This window comes from Sporosarcina sp. SG10008 (assembly GCF_044569405.1).
GTDB classification, from domain to species: Bacteria; Bacillota; Bacilli; order Bacillales_A; family Planococcaceae; genus Sporosarcina; species Sporosarcina psychrophila.
The window spans coordinates 152,501-173,606 of record NZ_CP172607.1 but is presented as its reverse complement, the minus strand read 5'-3'; the positions used below and the strand labels follow the sequence as shown (position 1 = coordinate 173,606).

The 21,106-nt window shown below is 43.0% G+C and carries 16 protein-coding genes, 18 tRNA genes and 2 rRNA genes (1 of these 36 only partly in view); 8 read left to right on the top strand and 28 right to left on the bottom strand.

All coding sequences use genetic code 11. From position 1 onward, the window contains the following. Position 1 precedes the first annotated feature (1 nt). The gene (locus ACGLYD_RS00870) at positions 2 to 1,741 is read right to left on the bottom strand and encodes an ABC transporter ATP-binding protein (protein ID WP_399630798.1); all 1,740 of its coding nucleotides are present in this window, start codon (positions 1,739 to 1,741) and stop codon (positions 2 to 4) included. Between the two features lie 1,309 nt (positions 1,742 to 3,050). Here ACGLYD_RS00870 and ACGLYD_RS00865 point away from each other — a divergent pair. Together ACGLYD_RS00865 and rsgA are read left to right on the top strand one after the other, a co-directional pair. Next, entirely contained in the window at positions 3,051 to 4,376 is a 1,326-nt protein-coding gene (locus ACGLYD_RS00865) for a hemolysin family protein (RefSeq protein WP_067213830.1), read from the top strand. Between the two features lie 354 nt (positions 4,377 to 4,730). Next, the gene (gene rsgA / locus ACGLYD_RS00860; protein ID WP_399633069.1) at positions 4,731 to 5,810 is read left to right on the top strand and encodes a ribosome small subunit-dependent GTPase A; all 1,080 of its coding nucleotides are present in this window, start codon (positions 4,731 to 4,733) and stop codon (positions 5,808 to 5,810) included. Between the two features lie 279 nt (positions 5,811 to 6,089). Here rsgA and ACGLYD_RS00855 read toward each other — a convergent pair whose 3' ends face one another. Further along, positions 6,090 to 7,634, bottom strand: a complete 1,545-nt coding sequence (locus ACGLYD_RS00855; protein WP_067205879.1) for a bifunctional GNAT family N-acetyltransferase/carbon-nitrogen hydrolase family protein — start codon at positions 7,632 to 7,634, stop codon at positions 6,090 to 6,092. Between the two features lie 133 nt (positions 7,635 to 7,767). Here ACGLYD_RS00855 and ACGLYD_RS00850 point away from each other — a divergent pair, with 133 nt between their 5' ends. The 3 genes from ACGLYD_RS00850 to ACGLYD_RS00840 all read left to right on the top strand — a co-directional run bounded on the left by ACGLYD_RS00850 (position 7,768) and on the right by ACGLYD_RS00840 (position 9,641). Further along, on the top strand, positions 7,768 to 8,193 hold the full coding sequence (locus ACGLYD_RS00850) for a disulfide oxidoreductase (protein WP_067205876.1): 426 nt from the start codon (positions 7,768 to 7,770) through the stop codon (positions 8,191 to 8,193). Between the two features lies 1 nt (position 8,194). Beyond that, entirely contained in the window at positions 8,195 to 8,674 is a 480-nt protein-coding gene (locus ACGLYD_RS00845) for a co-chaperone YbbN (RefSeq protein ID WP_067205874.1), read from the top strand. Between the two features lie 115 nt (positions 8,675 to 8,789). After that, positions 8,790 to 9,641 (top strand): RluA family pseudouridine synthase, encoded by an 852-nt coding sequence (locus ACGLYD_RS00840; protein WP_067205872.1) that lies wholly within the window; start codon positions 8,790 to 8,792, stop codon positions 9,639 to 9,641. Positions 9,642 to 9,763: 122 nt separating this feature from the next. Here the strand turns inward: ACGLYD_RS00840 and ACGLYD_RS00835 are convergent, their stop codons facing one another. Together ACGLYD_RS00835 and ACGLYD_RS00830 are read right to left on the bottom strand one after the other, a co-directional pair. After that, positions 9,764 to 10,699 (bottom strand): methyl-accepting chemotaxis protein, encoded by a 936-nt coding sequence (locus ACGLYD_RS00835; protein WP_067205870.1) that lies wholly within the window; start codon positions 10,697 to 10,699, stop codon positions 9,764 to 9,766. A gap of 136 nt (positions 10,700 to 10,835) precedes the next feature. Further along, the gene (locus tag ACGLYD_RS00830; RefSeq protein ID WP_067205867.1) at positions 10,836 to 11,660 is read right to left on the bottom strand and encodes an aldo/keto reductase; all 825 of its coding nucleotides are present in this window, start codon (positions 11,658 to 11,660) and stop codon (positions 10,836 to 10,838) included. 156 nt (positions 11,661 to 11,816) lie between these two features. Here ACGLYD_RS00830 and ACGLYD_RS00825 point away from each other — a divergent pair, with 156 nt between their 5' ends. After that, positions 11,817 to 13,118 carry an NCS2 family permease gene (locus tag ACGLYD_RS00825; protein WP_067205864.1) on the top strand — a complete coding sequence of 434 codons (1,302 nt, stop codon included), beginning with the start codon at positions 11,817 to 11,819 and terminating at the stop codon, positions 13,116 to 13,118. 48 nt (positions 13,119 to 13,166) lie between these two features. Here the strand turns inward: ACGLYD_RS00825 and ACGLYD_RS00820 are convergent, their stop codons facing one another. From ACGLYD_RS00820 to queG, 3 genes are all read right to left on the bottom strand, one after another. Continuing rightward, positions 13,167 to 13,460 (bottom strand): hypothetical protein, encoded by a 294-nt coding sequence (locus tag ACGLYD_RS00820; RefSeq protein ID WP_067205862.1) that lies wholly within the window; start codon positions 13,458 to 13,460, stop codon positions 13,167 to 13,169. Positions 13,461 to 13,784: 324 nt separating this feature from the next. Further along, a complete protein-coding gene (gene trmL / locus ACGLYD_RS00815; RefSeq protein WP_067205859.1) occupies positions 13,785 to 14,258 on the bottom strand; it encodes a tRNA (uridine(34)/cytosine(34)/5-carboxymethylaminomethyluridine(34)-2'-O)-methyltransferase TrmL in 474 nt (157 codons plus the stop codon). Positions 14,259 to 14,375: 117 nt separating this feature from the next. Then, on the bottom strand, positions 14,376 to 15,515 hold the full coding sequence (gene queG, locus ACGLYD_RS00810) for a tRNA epoxyqueuosine(34) reductase QueG (protein WP_399630792.1): 1,140 nt from the start codon (positions 15,513 to 15,515) through the stop codon (positions 14,376 to 14,378). A gap of 56 nt (positions 15,516 to 15,571) precedes the next feature. On the opposite strand from queG, the gene ACGLYD_RS00805 reads away from it, so the two are divergent. Together ACGLYD_RS00805 and ACGLYD_RS00800 are read left to right on the top strand one after the other, a co-directional pair. Further along, positions 15,572 to 16,264 carry a B3/4 domain-containing protein gene (locus tag ACGLYD_RS00805; protein WP_067205854.1) on the top strand — a complete coding sequence of 231 codons (693 nt, stop codon included), beginning with the start codon at positions 15,572 to 15,574 and terminating at the stop codon, positions 16,262 to 16,264. Between the two features lie 29 nt (positions 16,265 to 16,293). Then, the gene (locus tag ACGLYD_RS00800) at positions 16,294 to 16,809 is read left to right on the top strand and encodes a hypothetical protein (RefSeq protein ID WP_338653568.1); all 516 of its coding nucleotides are present in this window, start codon (positions 16,294 to 16,296) and stop codon (positions 16,807 to 16,809) included. A 333-nt stretch (positions 16,810 to 17,142) separates the two neighbouring features. Here the strand turns inward: ACGLYD_RS00800 and ACGLYD_RS00795 are convergent, their stop codons facing one another. The 21 genes from ACGLYD_RS00795 to ACGLYD_RS00695 form a co-directional block, all read right to left on the bottom strand. Further along, positions 17,143 to 17,595 carry an SRPBCC family protein gene (locus ACGLYD_RS00795; protein WP_187046656.1) on the bottom strand — a complete coding sequence of 151 codons (453 nt, stop codon included), beginning with the start codon at positions 17,593 to 17,595 and terminating at the stop codon, positions 17,143 to 17,145. Positions 17,596 to 17,773: 178 nt separating this feature from the next. Continuing rightward, positions 17,774 to 17,854: transfer RNA gene (locus tag ACGLYD_RS00790), tRNA-Leu, on the bottom strand. 41 nt (positions 17,855 to 17,895) lie between these two features. Further along, positions 17,896 to 17,969, bottom strand: a tRNA-Cys gene (locus ACGLYD_RS00785). Positions 17,970 to 17,977: 8 nt separating this feature from the next. Further along, a tRNA-Gly gene (locus ACGLYD_RS00780) sits at positions 17,978 to 18,052 on the bottom strand. A 4-nt stretch (positions 18,053 to 18,056) separates the two neighbouring features. Beyond that, positions 18,057 to 18,128: transfer RNA gene (locus tag ACGLYD_RS00775), tRNA-Gln, on the bottom strand. 10 nt (positions 18,129 to 18,138) lie between these two features. Then, positions 18,139 to 18,214 (bottom strand) — tRNA-His (locus tag ACGLYD_RS00770). A 34-nt stretch (positions 18,215 to 18,248) separates the two neighbouring features. Next, a tRNA-His gene (locus ACGLYD_RS00765) sits at positions 18,249 to 18,324 on the bottom strand. A 36-nt stretch (positions 18,325 to 18,360) separates the two neighbouring features. Then, a tRNA-His gene (locus ACGLYD_RS00760) sits at positions 18,361 to 18,436 on the bottom strand. Between the two features lie 27 nt (positions 18,437 to 18,463). Next, positions 18,464 to 18,537 (bottom strand) — tRNA-Trp (locus ACGLYD_RS00755). Positions 18,538 to 18,542: 5 nt separating this feature from the next. Beyond that, a tRNA-Tyr gene (locus ACGLYD_RS00750) sits at positions 18,543 to 18,627 on the bottom strand. A gap of 13 nt (positions 18,628 to 18,640) precedes the next feature. Continuing rightward, a tRNA-Thr gene (locus ACGLYD_RS00745) sits at positions 18,641 to 18,716 on the bottom strand. A gap of 13 nt (positions 18,717 to 18,729) precedes the next feature. Beyond that, positions 18,730 to 18,805: transfer RNA gene (locus ACGLYD_RS00740), tRNA-Phe, on the bottom strand. A gap of 59 nt (positions 18,806 to 18,864) precedes the next feature. After that, a tRNA-Asp gene (locus ACGLYD_RS00735) sits at positions 18,865 to 18,940 on the bottom strand. A 3-nt stretch (positions 18,941 to 18,943) separates the two neighbouring features. Continuing rightward, positions 18,944 to 19,018: transfer RNA gene (locus ACGLYD_RS00730), tRNA-Met, on the bottom strand. Positions 19,019 to 19,099: 81 nt separating this feature from the next. Beyond that, a tRNA-Met gene (locus ACGLYD_RS00725) sits at positions 19,100 to 19,174 on the bottom strand. A gap of 68 nt (positions 19,175 to 19,242) precedes the next feature. Then, positions 19,243 to 19,318, bottom strand: a tRNA-Val gene (locus tag ACGLYD_RS00720). Between the two features lie 165 nt (positions 19,319 to 19,483). Then, positions 19,484 to 19,558, bottom strand: a tRNA-Glu gene (locus ACGLYD_RS00715). 23 nt (positions 19,559 to 19,581) lie between these two features. Continuing rightward, positions 19,582 to 19,673, bottom strand: a tRNA-Ser gene (locus ACGLYD_RS00710). Positions 19,674 to 19,677: 4 nt separating this feature from the next. Further along, positions 19,678 to 19,752 (bottom strand) — tRNA-Asn (locus ACGLYD_RS00705). 44 nt (positions 19,753 to 19,796) lie between these two features. Further along, positions 19,797 to 19,912, bottom strand: a 5S ribosomal RNA gene (gene rrf / locus ACGLYD_RS00700). Positions 19,913 to 20,058: 146 nt separating this feature from the next. Continuing rightward, a 23S ribosomal RNA gene (locus tag ACGLYD_RS00695) occupies positions 20,059 to 21,106 on the bottom strand; it runs 1,884 nt beyond the window's last position.

Below are 21,106 nucleotides of genomic sequence, written 5' to 3'. Positions count from 1 at the left end.
ATTATTCAACCTCCCCAATCTGTTGGCGGTCGAATTGTTCTTTGTACCAGCCGTTCATTCCAAGTAAGCCCTCATGTGTTCCCTCTTCAATAACACGCCCATCGTCAAGTACGATAATCCAGTCTGCATGCTGAATAGCAGACAGTCGGTGTGTTGTAATGATTGTCGTTTTTCCAGAACGTTCCGTTTGAATATTCTCTATGATTTTCGCTTCCGTTTTCGCATCGACCGCAGAAAGCGAGTCATCTAAAATAAGAATCTCCGGATTTTTCACCAGTGCTCGTGCAATGGATATTCGCTGTTTCTGCCCTCCGGATAATGCAACACCCTTCTCTCCGACAAGTGTTTCAAGTCCTTCAGGAAGCATTTCAAGATCTTTTTCAAAATAGGACAGACGAATCGTTTCCGCAATGTCCGCTTCGGTTGCATCGGGTCGTCCGAATAAGATATTATCCCTGACTGACCGTGAAAACAGAACGTGATCTTGCGGGACGTAACCAATCCAATCCCTTACCTGATCTTTTGTCATTGACTGCATTGGTACTCCCGAGAAGACGATTTCCCCTTCTCCGGATGGATATTCACGCAGTAGCTGTTTGACGAATGTCGTCTTTCCACTACCGGTTTTTCCAACTATCCCAAGCGTATCGCCACGTTTCAAATGGAGCTTAATAGCATCCAAGTTGACCGAATGCGACGTCGGATAAGTGAAAGTAACATCCTGGAAACCTACACTATTAGGTTGTTCAACATTCACGGGATGTTTAGGATCCTTCACATCTTCCTCATAATCAAGCGTCTCTGTCACCCGGTCGAGTGACGCATTTCCGCGTTGTAAAACGTTAATCAATTCACCGATTGCAAACATCGGCCAAACAATCATCCCAAGATAGACATTAAAGGTAACGAGATTCCCTAGCGTCATATCACCAATGGATACAAGGTAGGCCCCGTAACCGAGCCCAATCATATACGTCAGACCTGTCAGTACTTTCGAAATTGGCATGAACAGCGCGTCAATCTTCTCGACGTGCATGTTTTTCTGATAGACATCTTCCGTCATATCAGAAAACCCTTTTTCAGATGCACGTTCCTGGACGTATGCACGAACAACCCTTACACCCGCGACTGCTTCCAAGACGTTATCATTCAAATCACCGAACGCCTGCTGTGCCGTCATATATCTTTCGTGAATTTTCTTTCCTAAAACCTGCATGATAAACGCCAAAATCGGAAGCGGTAAAATCGCCACAAGCGTCAATTTCCACGAAACGAGAAAGCCCATCGTCAAGACTAGCGTCAGTAAATAGAGCGTCGAATCGACAAGCGTCATGATGCCGAAACCTGCCGTCTCAGATATTGCCCGTAAGTCATTTGTAGAACGGGCCATCAGATCGCCTGTTTTATTTTTCTCATAAAACGTGGGGGTCATTTTCAGAAAATGATGCATAAGCTTTCCCCGTAATTGCCGTTCGATTACATAAGCCCCGCCAAATAATTGGTATTGCCAAACATAGTTACTTGCATAATTGAAAAGCATAATTAAAAACATAGAACCAATAAATATAACAAGTAATCTTGCTGTCAACGTCTGTGTATAGATCGAGTCAATTGCCTGCCCGATTAGCCAAGGTGGAATAACAACAAGAATATTCGTCACCATCAGCAGAATAAGCGCAACTGTGTACCTCTTACGATTTTCTTTAAAAAACCATTTTAATTTAAATAGCACTGAAAACATAATTCAATCAACCTTCTTCCCTATTCTCTTACAGCTATCCGCTTTCGAGAGATTCCTTTTTCAATATTTTCCTTTGTTGTTTGATGATTAACATCGTCAACACTCCTTTTCCTATTAGTTAGTCCAACTTTATGCAACACGCAATGCGTGGAAACACCAATTTCTCTTTAGATTAAAACAAAAAAAGAGCACACGCTTCTTAAGATAAGCGTGTGCTCATAAAAGGAACGGCAAAGCGCGCCGGTCCGGGTTTATTTAGTGTTAAAAACTAAAACACGGATAGGTACGGTTTCATTTTATTGTTGTTGTTTTGGAACACGTATACTTTTTTCATTTTCCGTACCTCCCTTTCTATTTCGAGTAACTAACTACTTGTAGGTTATCATTTCCATTTCAGAGTTGTCAATACTTTTCGAAAACAGAATTACTTCAACCATTTTCTATGATGTAATCCTCAAGTCAGTGAGAATCTTACTGTTCGTTAATATTGGATAAATATATGAATGAGTTAAATTGAATATGACACCAACAGAGAAATACGTAATGAATAACAGCTACTATATATGTTAAACAAATGAATACAGCGTATGCGCTTTACAAGAGCTTTTGGTAGGCCACTGAGAAGGTCCCAATAATTGGAGTGAAATAGAACTCCTACCAATACCGCTTCGACGCTTTGTGGATGCCTCCCGCGATAAGCCAGAAAGAAGACCACTTTCAGTCTTATCGCTCCGGCTACCACGAAGTCGCGCCTTCGCTGGATGGTCTATTTGAGAAAGCGCATTTCATCCCAGATAATTATATATGTTGAATCTGGTATATATACTGAGCGAAGGCGCCTTAACAGGGGTAGCCGAAGCCATAAGACTGGCGGCGAAGCTGCTTGGCTTAGGGCGGGAGGCATCCCCGAGCGTCGCAGCGGTTCAATGGAATTCTTTATTTCAATTTATATAGTATCAACTAGTAATCACAGTATAATCTCGGCATATACATCTCAAAATCATATTTTCCTCGATAATGAACACCCTAGCGCAGGCATCCCCAAAGCGTCAAGCGTTCTACAATCCACACCCCGAATTTCATTGAGGCTTGAACAACTTCTATGAACTTTTTCTTATCCTTTTTCAGAAGTCCTGCTATACCGCCTTACCAGCAAATATACGTAAGACAAGAGTATCTATTTGTTTTTTTCTTGAAAATAAATTATCATAGAGTTAACTAAGGATTTTACCACTATAGGAGGTGTACACTTTGTTCTCCCCCTCATTTGGGTTCGGAACAAAGTAATTATTTGGATATTGCCATACGATTGACAGCATTTGCTGTCTTGATCGCTCTCACCGCATTTTTTGTTGCGAGTGAATTTGCAATTGTGAAGATTAGATCAACACGGATTGACCAACTGGTTGCGGAGGGTAACCAGCGTGCCGTAATTGCGAGAAAGGTAATTAGTAATCTGGACGAATATTTGTCCGCTTGCCAATTGGGGATTACGATAACTGCTCTCGGACTCGGGATGCTCGGGGAACCAACTGTAAAACTAATGTTAAAACCGATTTTCTCTTATTTCGATTTAACAGCTAGTACTTCCAGTATTCTTTCATTCATTATCGCATTCACATCGGTAACATTTTTGCATGTTGTTATAGGTGAATTGGCTCCTAAAACGATCGCGATTCAAAAAGCGGAAGCCATTACATTGTTATTTGCAAAACCGCTTATTTTATTTTATCGCCTCATGTACCCTGTTATTAAAGGTATGAATGGTTCTGCACGTTTCTTCGTTGGACTGCTTGGCTATAAATCGATTTCTGAATCAGAAGTCGCTCATACAGAAGAAGAACTTCGAATGATTTTATCAGATAGTTTAAAAAGCGGCGAGATTAACCAAGCCGAATATAAGTATGTCAATAAGATTTTCGAATTTGATGACCGGATTGCCAATGAAATCATGGCCCCTCGGACAGAAATGATATCAATCGAAAAAGATATGACATTACGTGAAGTATTCGATGTGATGGGTGTTGAACAATATACACGCTACCCTGTCACGGATGGCGATAAAGACCATATTATTGGTCTGGTCAACATGAAAAACCTATTGACAGCATTCATTAAGGAACCAGACACAGCTGGCCATCAACCAATTGTTAATTATATGCAACCGATTATACATGTCATCGAATCGATACCAATCGCCGACCTTCTACTCAAAATCCAACGAGAACGCATTCATATGGCGATTCTAATGGATGAATATGGTGGAACTTCAGGCCTTGTAACTATCGAAGATATTTTAGAAGAAATCGTCGGTGATATTCAAGACGAATTCGATATGAATGAAGTACCAGAAATTCAAATTCTCGGGGAAAACCATTACATTTTAGACGCGAAGATGCGCATCGAAAATGTAAATGACATTCTCGGTATTTCCATTAACGAAGAGGACATCGATACAATCGGCGGCTGGATCATGACCCAACGCTTCGAAGCAATCCAAGGTGAAAAAATTATTGAACAAGGGTTTGAATTCATGGTGAAAGATGTGGATGGTCATCATATTCTCTACCTAGAAGTCATCAAATATGAACAGGACTCCACTGACAGCACTTCAGAATTGTCAATGGAATCCTAACTAAAAGCGTCTTCCCTATGGAGGACGCTTTTTTGTCCGATACGATACGCTCCCACCTTCTCAGCTATATTTCAAATGACCTGAAAAGTCTGTATTGACTTTCTTCTTGCGTCTTGTTATTATTAATTCAACTTACAGAAAGCAGGTGAAGTTTTATGGCTATTATCATTGTACCTATTGCTAATTTGATCGGACCCATACTTTCACCTGCCGTGCTTTTATAATAAGCATGCTTATTCTGTTATGCGCGTGAAAGCCGTGGTGTCCGATCAAAGGACCCACGGCTTTTTTATTGTCTAGCTACAGGCGCCTTGCGCTTTTCTAGTACGCACATAACAGGAGGAATATAAATTGATTAATTTAAACGAGTACGGTTGGAATTTATCCCATGAAACGAACTGGGATGATATAAAAGACGGATTAAAAATGAAAAAATGTACGCCTGGGCGTGTCACACTCGAGCATAAAAGAATGTATCGGGTTGTCACAGCTGAAGGTGAATGGCTATCTGTCTGTTCGGGTGCGATGCAGTACGAAGCCGATGAGCGACGAGACTTTCCAGCTGTCGGTGATTGGGTCGCAGTGGAAAAAATGCCTGGTGAAGAACGTGGTATTATCCATGACATATTACCGAGAACATCTCTGTTCTCTAGAAAATCCGCTGGCACAATGATTTCCGAACAAATTATCGCAGTAAATATCGATATCGTTTTCTTGGTCATGTCGATGAATAAAGACTTTAATGCTAGACGACTCGAGCGTTATCTGGTTGCCGCCTATGATTCAGGCGCAAGTCCCGTCGTCGTATTGACAAAGAAAGACGTATGTGATGACCCTTCCTACTACATTGAAGAAGCACGGAATATAGCTATGGGCGCTGATGTTTTCGCCGTGAGCAATGTAACCGGTGAAGGAATTGACGAATTGACCGCACTGTTAGATGGTGGAAAAACAGCGGCCTTATTAGGTTCTTCAGGTGTAGGGAAATCCTCTCTTACAAACGCCATTTACGGCGGTGAAACGATGTTCGTTCAGGATATCCGTGATGATGACGATAAGGGCCGGCATACGACGACCCATCGTGAACTCGTTAAGATTCCTGGCGGCGGTGTATTGATTGATACGCCAGGGATGAGAGAGTTTCAGCTGTGGGACAACAGCGAGAGCCTGGATTCAGGTTTTAAAGACGTGGAAGCATTCACCAATTCATGCAAGTTCAATGACTGTCAGCATAACAATGAACCCGGATGTGCAGTACAGGAAGCACTTGCTACAGGTGCTTTACCTGAAGTCCGCTATGCGAGCTATCTGAAACTCCAAAAAGAGTTGGCATTCCTTGAACGAAAAATGGATGACGCCGCTCGATCCGAAGAACGGAATAAGTGGAAAAAGATAACAAAAAGTATGCGCAATCATCCTTCGAAGAAGAAATAAGTAAAGAGTCACTATATGAGAAGGGCTGATCTGTTAGTCGATAAATTATCGACTAACAAGAACAGCCCTTTTTTTGATATGTATATTGATTGTTATCACCGCGTTGATTTGCTTTATCACCGTCATCGGGAGGTTTATCACCGCCATGGACCTGTTTATCACCGTCTTAAACGAGTTTATCACCGCCATGGAATTCCTAGTAAGTCGGAAACTACTTTTTGCGTTACAAAAAAACAGCCACGTACACCGGGTTTACCGGTATGCGTGGCATTTTTGCTTTCAATCCTTCTTATACTCGATATGGTACACATCATGACGACGATCTTTTAGTTGCTTCACGGTACCGTCCTGACGCTGGCGACGTAATATCTCGAGGTCGACGTCTCCAATAAGTACCATTTCTAAATTTGCATTCGTTTCTCCTACGATGCCATCCCGAGCAAACTCGAAATCGGATGGAGCGAATATAGCTGATTGTGCATATTGGATATCCATATTTGCCGTCTGTGGCAAGTTTCCGACCGTGCCAGAAATAACAGTGTAAATCTGATTTTCAATCGCTCGGGCTTGGGCACAATAACGGACGCGCAGATACCCTTGTCTATCTTCTGTACAAAATGGTGTGAAGATAATATTGGCACCCATATCTGTTGCAATACGTGCCAATTCGGGGAATTCGATATCATAACAAATTTGGATGGCGATTTTCCCGCAGTCTGTATCGAAGACGCGAACCGCATCTCCTGCACTAATTCCCCACCATTTTCGTTCATTTGGCGTAATGTGAATCTTATATTGTTTTTCGATTGACCCATCACGACGGAACAAATACGAAATATTGTAGATTTCTTCATCCTCTTCCTCGACAAAGTGAGATCCACCAATGATATTCACGTTATAACGGACTGCAAGATTCATGAACATCTCAATATATTGCGGCGTATATTCAGTCATTTTACGTACTGCTTGGCTCGGCGATATTTCATCCATAAATGACATAAGCTGAGTCGTGAATATTTCCGGGAAGACGACGAAATCGGAGTTGGCATCAGACGCGACGTCAACGAAGTATTCACACTGATGAGCCATGTCGTCGAATGATGAAATCTTGCGCATCAAGTATTGGACAACGCAAATACGTACTGGATAACTTGTCTTGAAATGACGCTTCGTCAGCGGTTTATAATCAACGTTATTCCATTCCATAAGTGTTGCATATTTCTTCGATGCTTTATCGTCCGGTAGATAGTTTGGATTAACCCTCATCAACGTAAAGTCATTCATCAGTTGGAACGTCAGTACAGGATCATAGATTTTATGGCGCGACACAGAATCTACATATTCACGCGGCGACATTTCTTCGGCAAATTTATGGTAGTTCGGGATCCGACCACCTAGGATAATCGACTTCAAATTGAGCTCTCTCGCAAGTTCTTTACGTGCTTCATACAAACGCTGTCCGACCTTCATACGGCGGTAGCCAGGATGCACCATAACTTCGATGCCGTACATATTATAACCGTCGGGATTATGGTTTGTTATGTAACCTTCATCAGTGACATCATCCCATGTATGGCGGTCGTCATACTCATCGAAATTGATGATTAGACTGGAGCATGAACCGATGATTTCCCCATCCAATTCAGCAACCATCTGTCCTTCCGGAAAATTTTCTAAATGACTCTTTAGATGCCCCTCTTCCCACGGTTCCATACCAGGGAAACATAATTCCTGCATACTTAAAAGCCTCGTTATATCCTCAAATTTCATCTGACGAATAACCATACTTATTTCAAACTCAGACAAATCAAATTCTTCACTCATCCGAAACACCTCTTCCCAACCTGTATCTCTCCATTATACCGCAGTTGCCCCTACAGTTAATAATGTTTTACTTGTTTAATACGACACCCTATAATCAAATGTGTATGTAGTTTACCAAGCAGGAGATGATTGTATGCAAAAACGACTAGAAAACAGTCTCATTATTATTTGGACAGTTTCATTTGTCGCAACGCTCGGTTCGTTATACTTTTCGGAAGTACGCGGATATGAGCCCTGTACGCTCTGTTGGTACCAGCGGATTCTGATGTATCCAATCGTACTCATTTCAGGTGTCGCCCTGTTCCAAAAAAACGCACGAATTGCCTTGACTCTAGCTGTTTTCTCGATTGTTGGTGGAAGTATCTCCCTCTATCATTATGGAATTCAAAAGCTGACTTTTTTGAGCAATAGTGCACCTACTTGTGGAAACGTGTCTTGTACAGGACAATACATCAACTATCTCGGATTCATCACCATTCCATTCTTGGCGCTTTTGGCATTTTTAATCATCTTTATTACAAGCCTTTTCATGATGAAATGGCAGAAGGAGTCGAAGTAACTTGAAAAAATTATTAATCATTGGCGGTGCTATTGTCGCGGTCTTCATCCTCATTGTCGTATTATCGAACAAAGCGGACCAAGCAAAAATGAAAGACAATCCATATGGAACGGATAATCTTGAAAAACCAACAATCGATTTGATCGGCAATGAAAACTACAGCAACATCGTCTTGCCAGATACTCTGTTCAAAAAAATCGAGGCCGGTGAATCAGTAACGGCCTATTATTTCCACCCTGAATGTCAATTTTGCATGGAAATGACACCTGTTTTGATGCCAATTGCAAAAGAGATGGATGTCAACGTACTGCAATATAACATGATGGAATTTGGTGATAAAGCCGGAATGGATACAGACTATAAAATTGAACGTTGGCCGGCCCTCGTCCACTACAAAGATGGTAAAGAAGTCGGACGTATGCTCGGTGCACAACCCGAGGAAAATATCCGTGCATTTTTCAATGAATTCGAAGGCAAATAATATGGAACGAAGTCTAAGTTCGCTGCGTCCTGCGGCAACTAGGAGGGATGAAGTACAATCCCTCACGCTTCATGACCTACATCCTGTAGGCCCACGACTGGAAGGAATGATTTAAATGGCTTTATTTCATTATAAAACACAAGAAGACAATATGACGGTTGAATACTTGCTCAAAGATAAATGGCAAGGCGGTAAAAAGACGGTCCACCTTATGCGTATGGCCAAGAGTGTACTAGATTCGAACGGCGAACCCGTAGACGACTGGCGCTTACCTCTCGCGAAAGGTACAGAATTGGTGTTTACTTTCCCTGATGCAGCTTCCACGTATATTGCTGATGAACAAGTTGAACTTACCGTACTTTTTGAAGACGAGCATATCCTGGCAGCTGTTAAACCTGCTGGTATGACAACACATCCCGATGGTCCAAGGGACAAAGGTACACTGATGAATGCTGTCATGGCATATGTTAAAAACAATGGCGGGGATTATGCCGAGCATATCCATCGTCTTGATAAAGGAACTTCCGGTGTTGTTCTCGTTGCGAAGCATCCAATTGCGAAGGCACTCTTCGACCGTATGATTGAGAATAATGACATCTCACGGAAATACACTGCAGAAGTTGACGGTTACTTGAAACGACCTAAAGGTTCCATTAGACTTCCGATTGGAAAAGACCGCCATCATCCAGCCAAACGAATTGTTTCAATGTCTGGACAAGCCGCTGTTACAAACTTCCGACTTATTGAACGTAAAGAAGAGACTTCCATTGTAGAGGCTGATCTTGAAACCGGTCGGACACACCAAATCCGCGTACATTTATCACATATTGGATACCCAGTTACAGGCGATACACTATATGACGGCAGTGAAACGGAAGACGGTCATTATCGGTTAACTGCAACTGCGTTATCGTTCATCCATCCATTTACAGAAGAACAGACGCTTATTGAAATGAAAAATATCTAAAAAATGCCATGGAGAGTATTTCTCCATGGCATTTTTTTAATAAATTGCACTTAGTTTGTGACATCCTCAGAACGCGGCATTTTTAGTCTAGGTACTCCTAAGTTCGCTCCTACTGAATCAAATTAAAACGCTAGTTGACGGATTCCATTCTCAAGACGCTCATCAACTTCTTTTGCATCTTCAATATGTTCCACAATTAGATTATGTGCTTGTGAGAATAAACTTTTCGCACCGTGAAGTTCATGTTTCACTTCTTCGGACAGTTTTTTCTGTTCTTCAATCATTTCTTGAATAGCACCAATGTCACCTTGGCTTACCTCAATCGTGCTTAGGATGCTTTCAATTTTTAATGCAGTTGCCAAACTTACTTCGACTCCTTTTTCAACGAGCTCAGCACTTTTCCTTGTAGCGGCAAGCGCTTGCTCGATTTCATTGCGAAGTGAAGAAGTTAATGTTTGGATGTTTGCCGTACTATCCGACGTGCTTTCTGCAAGTTTCCTTACTTCTTGGGCAACGACCGCGAACCCTTTTCCGGATTCTCCAGCCCGTGCCGCCTCGATTGACGCATTCAATGCAAGCAAATTTGTCTGCGCTGCAATATCTTCAATGACGCCGACAATTGACTGTATCTCAACTGATCTAGCGCTTAAGTTCGTCATGTTCTGTTCGGAAGCTTGAATTTGGATTCCCAAATCTTTGATTACATCGGCTGTCGCCTTTACCTCTTTCGTTCCTTCTGATGCTTCTTTAACCATGCTATGAGATTGTTCTTCAAGTGAACGACCTTTTTCAAACAAGTCCTGTGACTTTTCCGAAGTTCTTTCGCTTAGTTCACCTACGTTTTCAAACCTTGTCTCAATCTGACTAACTGCTTCACCTAATACGTTATGTTGCGCGTTTACTTTTTCATGCTGATTAACAGCAGCATTCAGCTCGCTTTTTAAGTCAGTTAAACGTCCTTGATCCTGTTGTTCTTTATCCGAATACGCCAACTTCAAACGGTCAATTTCTAGTTGAAGACGATCATCCTCGATACCCTTTTTCTTGCTTCTGAACATGGTAATCAATTCCTCCTACACCCTTTTTTTCATCATACCATAAAATACCTCATTTTGAATGTAGTATTTGTGCTAAAAGTTGCAATACTATGAATAGCATTAAGACTTATGACACATATCAGGCACGCTAATGAAATTAGTATGAATCCGGATTGGTTCCCGTCCGCTCATCGCGATTAAGTGCGTTAATCGATGCCATTTCTTCAGATGACAGTTCAAAATCGGCAACTTCATTATTTTCACTTATACGTTCAGGTGTCACCGACTTTGGAATAACGATGAGATTATTTTGCAAATGCCATCTGATAATAACTTGCGCAGGTGTTTTACCGTACTGTTCGCCGATAGTAAGAAGCGTTGGTTCTGCAAGTAGCTTCCCACGTGCAAGCGGTGACCAAGACGTCACAGCAATTCCATTCTCTTCGCAAAACGCACGGAGCGGTTCCTGTGTTAGATACGGATGGAGTTCAATCTGGTTCACCATTGGCGCAACATTTGCTTTTACAAGGATTTTTTCAAGATGATGGGCATGATGATTGGAGACACCTGTTGTACGGATCAGTTTTTCGTCATACAACCGTTCAATCGCTTTATAAGTGTCGACATATTTTTCTGACACAGGCCAATGTGTCAAATATAGATCCAAATAATCTAAGCCTAGTTTCTTCAATGAAGTCTCGAATGCGCGGAGTGTCCCGTCATAGCCCTGATCAGTATTCCATACCTTCGATGTGATGAACAGCTCTTCCCTTGGAACACCAGAGTGACGGACCGCTTCCCCCGTTTCCCTTTCATTCTCATAGATTGCCGCTGTGTCAATTGCGCGATATCCTGTTTCTATTGCGTATGTAATTGCTTCGACAGTCTGACCCGGATCCGTCATCTTATAGACGCCAAGTCCTAATTGTGGCATTTTCACACCATTTGCTAGCTCAAGTGTTCCGTTGAATCGTTTTGTCATTTGAATTTCCCCTTTCGAAACTTATTCTTTAATTGTACAAGCGGCATTCGAATATTACGAATTACCTGATTGCATTTCAGAGTTGAATTTTAACGTAAAAACGAATATTATTGTAAATGTACTTCATTTCGTTCGTATTCTGAAAGGAGATTTACATTGTTTCATTTAAAAAAACATAATACCACTGTGAAAACGGAAGTATTGGCAGGTATGACAACTTTTTTGACAATGGCCTATATTGTCATCGTCAATCCGATTATTCTCGCTGACGCCGGCGTACCATTCGAGCAAGTATTCATTGCGACAATTATCGCTGCGGTTATCGGTACACTTTGGATGGCACTTTTCGCCAATTATCCAATTGCAATTGCACCAGGAATGGGATTGAATGCTTATTTTACATCGGTTGTTCTCGCATCTGATGGTCAACTCGACTACATGACTGCTTTTTCTGCAGTATTCATAGCTGGATTAATATTTGTTCTGTTGTCCTTGACTTCATTCCGTGAAAAATTAATTGAATCAATTCCTGAGAGTCTGAAGCTCGGGATTACAGCTGGGATAGGGTTATTCATCGCCTTTATCGGCTTGCGTCTTTCTGGACTCGTCGCTCCACATGAGGCGAACCTTGTTAAGCTTGGCGACCTTACGTCTCCGCCCGTTCTACTCGCTTTGTTCGGCCTTCTCGTGACGGTTATTCTTATGACTTTGAATATCTATGGTTCGATTTTCATTGGAATGGTTCTAACTGGAATTGTCGCAGTCTTTACGGGTCAGCTCAAATTTGAAGGTGCCTTATGGAAAATGCCTCAATTACCGGAAGGGATTCTTGTTTGGAATCCGATTACTGCATTCGGTGACGTCATTTCACATGGTTTGTATGGGGTGGTTTTTGCCTTTCTCATCGTTACCTTGTTCGATACCACCGGCACGATGATTGGTGTTGCAAAACAGGCTGGCCTTATGAAAGGCAATAAGCTGCCACGTGCACGTCATGCATTACTTGCAGATTCTGTTGCAACAACATTCGGATCGATGTTCGGTACGAGTCCAACAACGGCGTACATCGAATCTTCATCTGGTGTTGCAGTAGGTGGCCGGACAGGATTGACATCACTGACTGTCTCTATCCTCTTCCTTGTCGCGGCATTTTTCGGTCCACTCGTCAGTACATTGTCTGGTGTATCTGCAATCACAGCTCCTGCTTTGATTATCGTCGGAAGCTTGATGATTGGTGCAGTGAAAGATATTGATTGGGATTCATTCGATGAAGCATTCCCAGCCTTCCTCGTTATTCTAACAATGCCACTCACTTCGAGCATTGCGACAGGAATCGCTCTTGGTTTCATCACATACCCGCTATTGAAAGTTGTGAAAGGGAAAGGAAAACAAGTTCCTATCCTGTTATATATTTTCGCGGTACTGTTCACCTATCAGCTGCTCTATTTACCACATTAAAAAATACCCTTCCGTTAGTATTCGGAAGGGTATTTTTTACATATTGATTTAGCGTCTAGAAGTGATAGCCGACATTACGAGCGCTCCTGCAGTTAGTAGGTGCATGAACCAGCCAATGAACGGAATAGCACTCACTATGCTCGTTACGAGACCTAGGATGGGTGCTGCCTTACCCTGCATGTCCCGAATTGAAAGCAGTAACGTAATTGCATGTAAAACGAACATGACACCCAGCACTGAATATCCGGAGCTTATAACAAAAACTCCTCCAATGATCGGAATTGCAAGAAAACCTTCTGCAATTGCCGTGATCCATTTCATTCCTGTCGAGTAATTTTTCATACTATATTCTACCTCCATATTATTTAAGTCGTTATGTTATATACGGACAAGCCGACAAAAAGTTTCATTTTTCTTGGCTCTGTCACAATTTTTCCTGACGGTCGTTTCAATTCCATTTAAAATAGGGTATACTTAACGAAGCTACTAATGAATTTACAGGAGGTACCTATCATGACAGTAATTCTAATTATAGGTGTTTGCTTTGCATTCCTATCTGCAATTTTCACAGGCGGATACGATGATAAACCGGGCAAGGTTAAGATACCTGGCCTAAAAAAATAACAATAAGTAAAACGGGACATGCCTTCAGGCTGCCCCGTTTTTTTATACCAATCCTGGATAAGATTGTTGCCTAAGTGCTTCATATATAAGTATCGCCGCCGTGTTCGATAAATTAAGCGACCGAATGTTGTCGTTCATCGGGATTCGTAGACACCGTTCTTTATTCTCCTCTAAAATTTCTTCAGGAAGTCCGCTCGTCTCTTTACCGAAGACGAAAAATATATCTGTTGCACCATCAGAATAATCGAATGCAGTATGAGTCCTTTCACCGTGTTTTGTCAAAAAGTAAAAAACAGCATCGGGATTCGCCGCGAATAGCTCACGAATTCCTTCATGATATGTAATGTCGACGTGCTCCCAGTAATCGAGCCCCGCACGTTTCAACATTTTGTCATCCGTCGAAAATCCAAGCGGTTTCACAAGATGAAGTTTCGCTCCTGTTCCTGCGCATGTCCTTGCAATATTCCCTGTGTTTGCAGGGATTTGTGGTTCAAATAACGCTACGTGTATGGCCATCTCAGTGATTCCTCCAATTAAACTTTTTCTTACTATAGATTTGTTGAAATATAGAACCCCATTGAATTTACTTCTGCTGCCTCTTGTAAGGAGCCTTCGTTTAGTTTATATAGGCATTCATTTCTTCAGTATATAAGTATCCGCTGCCTTTTCTAATTCAACACGCACTTCCGGATCTTCCTCTTTCGATAATGCTTCCTTAATCGCTACATATCCTTCTTCCAAACCAATTCGACCAAGTGCCCATGCAATCGTACCACGAATGACGGGCCTTGGATCGTTCTCTAACATACTGATCAATTCAGGTACCGCAGACTCCTCCTTAAAATGTGCGAGTGCAATAATTGCATTTCGCTGAATCGGATTTTTTCCGCGCCAAGATCCTGATACATGTCCAAATTTCTCTTTAAATTCTCGATTCGACAACCTGAGCACAGGCTGAAGAAGTGGCTTCGCCAGTTCAGGGTCCGGTTGGAATGCTTGCTGATGCAAATTATGCTTTCCTTTATTTTTCGGACATACCGTTTGACATGTATCACACCCGTATATCCGATTACCAAACTCCGCACGAAATTCTTCCGGGATTGGCTTTTTCGACTGTGTAAGGAAAGCAATGCAACGCTGCGCATTTAATTGACCACCCTGAATCAATGCACCAGTTGGACATACGTCAAGACAAAGTGTGCAATCCCCACATTCATCTTCCATTGGAACGTCCGGCGCAAAAGGGATATTGGTAATCATTTCACCCAGGTACACATACGAACCGAATTCCGGCGTAATTATTGAACAGTTTTTTGCCGACCAGCCAATCCCCGCCCGTTCTGCAACAGCGCGGTCTGCAAGCTCACCCGTATCTACCATCGAGCGAACCTTTGCTTTAGGTGCATGTTCTAGTATAAATTCCTCAAGCAGTCTCAGCTTCTCACGAAGGACCGTATGATAATCTGTTCCCCATGATGCACGGCAAAAAATACCCCGGCGCTCGCCTTTTTTTCCTCTCGGAGAATCTGCCATTTTGGATGGATAAGCTACAGCAATTGCAATAATGCTTTCTGCTTGATCAAGCAAAAGAGCAGGTTCTGTCCGTTTATCTAAATCCTTTTCTTCAAAACCCGACTGATAGCCTAGTTCTTGCTGCCGCTTCAAGCGGTTTTTCAACTCACGAAATGGTGCAGCTGTTGTAAAACCAATTTTGTCGATGCCGATTGACTCCGCATAGTCCCTCACTGACTGTTGCAACTGAACAGCATTCACACTGTATCGCCTCCACTATGCTACTATTGAATTAAACTATATAAAGGGTGAAGTCATTGATTATTGAAATGGATATGAAGCTTTTAGGTGCCGTACCCGGATTAAAATTGGGCATTAACCATTATACCAAAATTACAGTGTCAGAATCGCCTCAAATGCTAAAAGGAAAATTGCAATTATTCCAAGAGCAACTTTTCTTTGAGCTGGAGAACAAGTCCGTCCCCGAATTCCCTGGCATTAAAGAATGGCGTACTGTGTGGAAAGCACTTGGCGCAGACCCTAATCGATACCGTCATTCTACAGAAGCACTTATGCGCCGGATTAAGAAGCAAAACTACATCGATCCATTCCACAATGCTGTCGACTTGAATAACTTCTTTTCCTTGCAGCACGAAATTCCAGTAGGCATCTATGACCTCGAAAAAATTGTCGGCGATATAGTCGTTACTTCAGGGACAGAAGAGGATGGATATGATGGATTGAATGGTCGTTTTAATTCATTACAAAACATTCTACTGTTAAAAGATGATTATAGCCCATTCGGTAGTCCATATGTCGATTCTATACGTAGCGCTGTAACAGAAGATACGACAGACGCGTTACATATCTTCTTCCTACGCCCGTCCATGGATGCTACTGAAGCGTTTGAACTGACAACAGCATGTGGGAACATGTTTACTAGTCTTAGTGGTGGAGATGTTCGTTCATATGTTTTGCACGAGGGACAAACTTCCATTATAGTTGACTGACAATGTTTCTAAATGGGGGGAATGAACAAGTGAGCAACATAACACTCGCTGAAGCTGTAAAATTAAAAAGTGTTTTAACAAAACGAATTCATGAGCTTGAAGATGAAATGAGACGCGTAGCCTTTACGAATGTAGAAAAAGGCAACACCCCTGATCAAGGACCACGTAGCCTTAAAATCGTAGAAACAGAATTGGATGAAGTCCGTTTAGATAGTCGAGTGCTCGACCGTCTCATGTATCGTGCCAATATCGATAATGAAATCGAGTTCCAAGGGCAACAACTTGCGATTGTCGAAGCGATTGAACTTGCCATACAATTGCGTGCAAAAGCCCGCTTTTACAAAGAACTCTCTATGGCAGAAAAAGAAGAGATTCAATACGGCTACTCTGAAGGTACGGTCGTATACCGTGTTGCTTTATTCGTTCCTGAGGATTATCGGGTGAAATCATTGCAAGCAGAAAAGGATGCACATAAGTTATCTAATTCTATTAATGCAAAAAACTATTCGATTGTCTTGAAATTTGATGATACGAAGTACTTTTAATGCCCTTGGAAAGGTGAGACTCCTCTCCAGGGCATAGAGTAGGGATCAATCCAATTTAAATTGCAGGCAAACCAATAACCTGTCACCATTTACTTTGTGACCAATCCCCAATGACCAACCAAGGCAATTGCAATGGACAACCCAAACTAGTGTCATCGGATCCCCTCTATGAAAATCGCTCCTTACGCTTCGGCGGTAAGGAGCGATTTTGTTTACTACCCATTTTTGAAGCGCTGTGTTTTCTCACAATCGATTAGTAACGTCCAGGTTCCACTCTCTAGAAAACTTGTGCCACCAAGTTTATCAAGTCGACTTTTCCTGATGAAATGCCTCTTACTCATTTTCTGCAATATGCTTCAGAGCTCTTGCTCGACTCACAATAAAGTTTCTCATATAGCTTTCCAAAAACAACTTATCCGCAATAACACCAATCACTCCACAGGGTGATCTATATTGAAATCTGTCAATCATCAGAGTGCCATTATCCTTCTCAATAAACTCATGAATATGGTGAAAAGATTGGAATGCTCCTTTCACCATTATGTCTTCAAACATATACGGTATATCCATCACCGTTACTTTGGCAGTTAGTCTTTGTCTTATACCGAAATGAACGGCCTCCCATGTAACAATATCCCCGGCCAGCAATAAACCTGTTGTCACCCCACCGACAGCCTTCTCTTTCGTCCCCTCTGTTGTACGGGTATGAATATCCACGTCTCGTGCAAGATCAAAGCAACGTTCTACCGAGGCTTGAATGAACTCCTGGTGTTCAATTAATGGCATAATGTTTCCCCTACTCTCTATTCTTTTATCTAAATATATATTGAAATAAAGAATTAAATTACATTGAATTCTTTAAAGTGCTAGGGGTAGCCAAAGCCCACGTTCGCTCAGTTAAGTCAACTTATATAGTAGAAATTAAACACAAAAAAACACAACCGAAGTTGTGTTTTACATCTGATACCCGAGGCCGGACTTGAACCGGCACGCCTTACGGCATCGCATTTTGAGTGCGACGTGTCTGCCATTCCACCACTCGGGCATAACACTATTTAGTTTACAAACAACGATACATAAGAAAATTGGAGGCGGCAACCGGAATCGAACCGGTGGTAAGGGTGTTGCAGACCCATGCCTTACCGCTTGGCTATGCCGCCGTAGATGATGGAGCGGAAGACGGGATTCGAACCCGCGACCCCGACCTTGGCAAGGTCGTATTCTACCACTGAACTACTTCCGCGAAACTGGGGTAGCTGGATTCGAACCAACGAGTGACGGAGTCAAAGTCCGTTGCCTTACCGCTTGGCTATACCCCAAAAAGATAAATGGGGCGACTGAAGGGAATCGAACCCTCGAGTGTCGGAACCACAATCCGATGTGTTAACCACTTCACCACAATCGCCATGATATCTAGTTTGTTTTAATTGAATATAAAATGGGGCGACTGAAGGGAATCGAACCCTCGAATGTCGGAACCACAATCCGATGTGTTAACCACTTCACCACAATCGCCATGATATATAAGTTTGTTTTAATTGGATAGATAAATGGGGCGACTGAAGGGAATCGAACCCTCGAGTGTCGGAACCACAATCCGATGTGTTAACCACTTCACCACAATCGCCATAATATTAGATTATACTAAAAAAAATGGCAGGGGCAGTAGGAATCGAACCCACATCAAAGGTTTTGGAGACCTCTATTCTACCGTTAAACTATGCCCCTAAAACTGGTGGTGGGGGGCGGATTCGAACCGCCGAACCCGTAGGGAGCGGATTTACAGTCCGCCGCGTTTAGCCACTTCGCTACCCCACCATATAGGTGTAAATGGTGCCGGAGAAAGGACTTGAACCCTCAACCTACTGATTACAAGTCAGTTGCTCTACCAGTTGAGCTACTCCGGCACAAATATTAAAATGGTGGCTCAGGACGGAATCGAACCGCCGACACAAGGATTTTCAGTCCTTTGCTCTACCGACTGAGCTACTGAGCCACATATTTGGTTTACATTAAGATATTAGCTTATTCTAAACCTTATAAGAAAAATAAAAATGGCGGTCCCGACCGGGATCGAACCGGCGATCTCCTGCGTGACAGGCAGGCATGTTAACCGCTACACCACGGGACCATTTGGTTGCGGGGGCAGGATTTGAACCTGCGACCTTCGGGTTATGAGCCCGACGAGATACCACTTCTCCACCCCGCGACAACAATATAATGTATTCATTTGATAAAGAGCTAATCATTTACATGTCAGCTATATGATCTGCTGTATCATGATAAAATTTGGTTGCGGGGGCAGGATTTGAACCTGCGACCTTCGGGTTATGAGCCCGACGAGATACCACTTCTCCACCCCGCGACAATAGTATTTATATAATTAAATATATGTAAGTTTCTTTAAGCGGTGAATCTGCTTAAAAAACTTAATGGTGGAGGATGACGGGCTCGAACCGCCGACCCCCTGCTTGTAAGGCAGGTGCTCTCCCAGCTGAGCTAATCCTCCTGGGTAAAATTGCGATAAGCGACGCATCTCTTTGTCAGCTTCATTCGCTCAGTCAGTCACGTACTAATGTACGCTCCTTCCTTCTCCCAATTTTAACGAGAGTGTGCTATGCTCGAATTACTGAATTAAAGTCTACGTGCTTAATGATGAATTTCTAAAAAGTTATGGTGACCCCTACGGGATTCGAACCCGTGATACCGCCGTGAAAGGGCGGTGTCTTAACCGCTTGACCAAGGGGCCTTAATTTATCATTTATATGAATCTGGCGGAGAGCAAGGGATTTGAACCCTTGAAACAGCGTTAGCCGCTTACATGATTTCCAATCATGCTCCTTCGGCCACTCGGACAGCTCTCCTAAATGGCTCCGCAGGTAGGACTCGAACCTACGACCGATCGGTTAACAGCCGATTGCTCTACCACTGAGCTACTGCGGAATAATATTAAGAACATACATTAAGTATCTTCTTTTGGACTAACAGACCAGCGACGTCCTACTCTCACAGGGGGAAACCCCCAACTACCATCGGCGCTGAAGAGCTTAACTTCCGTGTTCGGTATGGGAACGGGTGTGACCTCTTCGCAATCGTCACTGAACTATTTTCCACAAGACAAGATTAATTATATCATACCTTGTTGTTACTTGCAAGCGTTTTTACAAAATAATTAATTTTGTTCGCTCAAAACTGAATAAAACAGACATTGTGCTACACAAAATCAGGGTAATCAAGCCCTTTTCAAAATTGGTTAAGTCCTCGATCGATTAGTATCCGTCAGCTCCACACGTCGCCGTGCTTCCACCCCAGACCTATCAACCTCATCTTCTTTGAGGGATCTTACTTACTTGCGTAATGGGAAATCTCATCTCGAGGGGGGCTTCATGCTTAGATGCTTTCAGCATTTATCCCGTCCATACATAGCTACCCAGCGATGCCTTTGGCAAGACAACTGGTACACCAGAGGTATGTCCATCCCGGTCCTCTCGTACTAAGGACAGCTCCTCTCAAATTTCCTGCGCCCGCGACGGATAGGGACCGAACTGTCTCACGACGTTCTGAACCCAGCTCGCGTACCGCTTTAATGGGCGAACAGCCCAACCCTTGGGACCGACTACAGCCCCAGGATGCGATGAGCCGACATCGAGGTGCCAAACCTCCCCGTCGATGTGGACTCTTGGGGGAGATAAGCCTGTTATCCCCGGGGTAGCTTTTATCCGTTGAGCGATGGCCCTTCCATGCGGAACCACCGGATCACTAAGCCCGTCTTTCGACCCTGCTCGACTTGTAGGTCTCGCAGTCAAGCTCCCTTATGCCTTTGCACTCTACGAATGATGTCCAACCATTCTGAGGGAACCTTTGGGCGCCTCCGTTACTCTTTAGGAGGCGACCGCCCCAGTCAAACTGCCCGCCTGACACTGTCTCCTGCCCCGATAAGGGGCATGGGTTAGAAGTCCAATACAGCCAGGGTAGTATCCCACCAACGCCTCATCCGAAGCTAGCGCTCCGGAATCCAAGGCTCCTACCTATCCTGTACAGGCTGCACCGGAATTCAATATCAGGTTACAGTAAAGCTCCACGGGGTCTTTCCGTCCTGTCGCGGGTAACCTGCATCTTCACAGGTATTATAATTTCACCGAGTCTCTCGTTGAGACAGTGCCCAGATCGTTACGCCTTTCGTGCGGGTCGGAACTTACCCGACAAGGAATTTCGCTACCTTAGGACCGTTATAGTTACGGCCGCCGTTTACTGGGGCTTCAATTCGAAGCTTCGCTTGCGCTGACCTCTCCTCTTA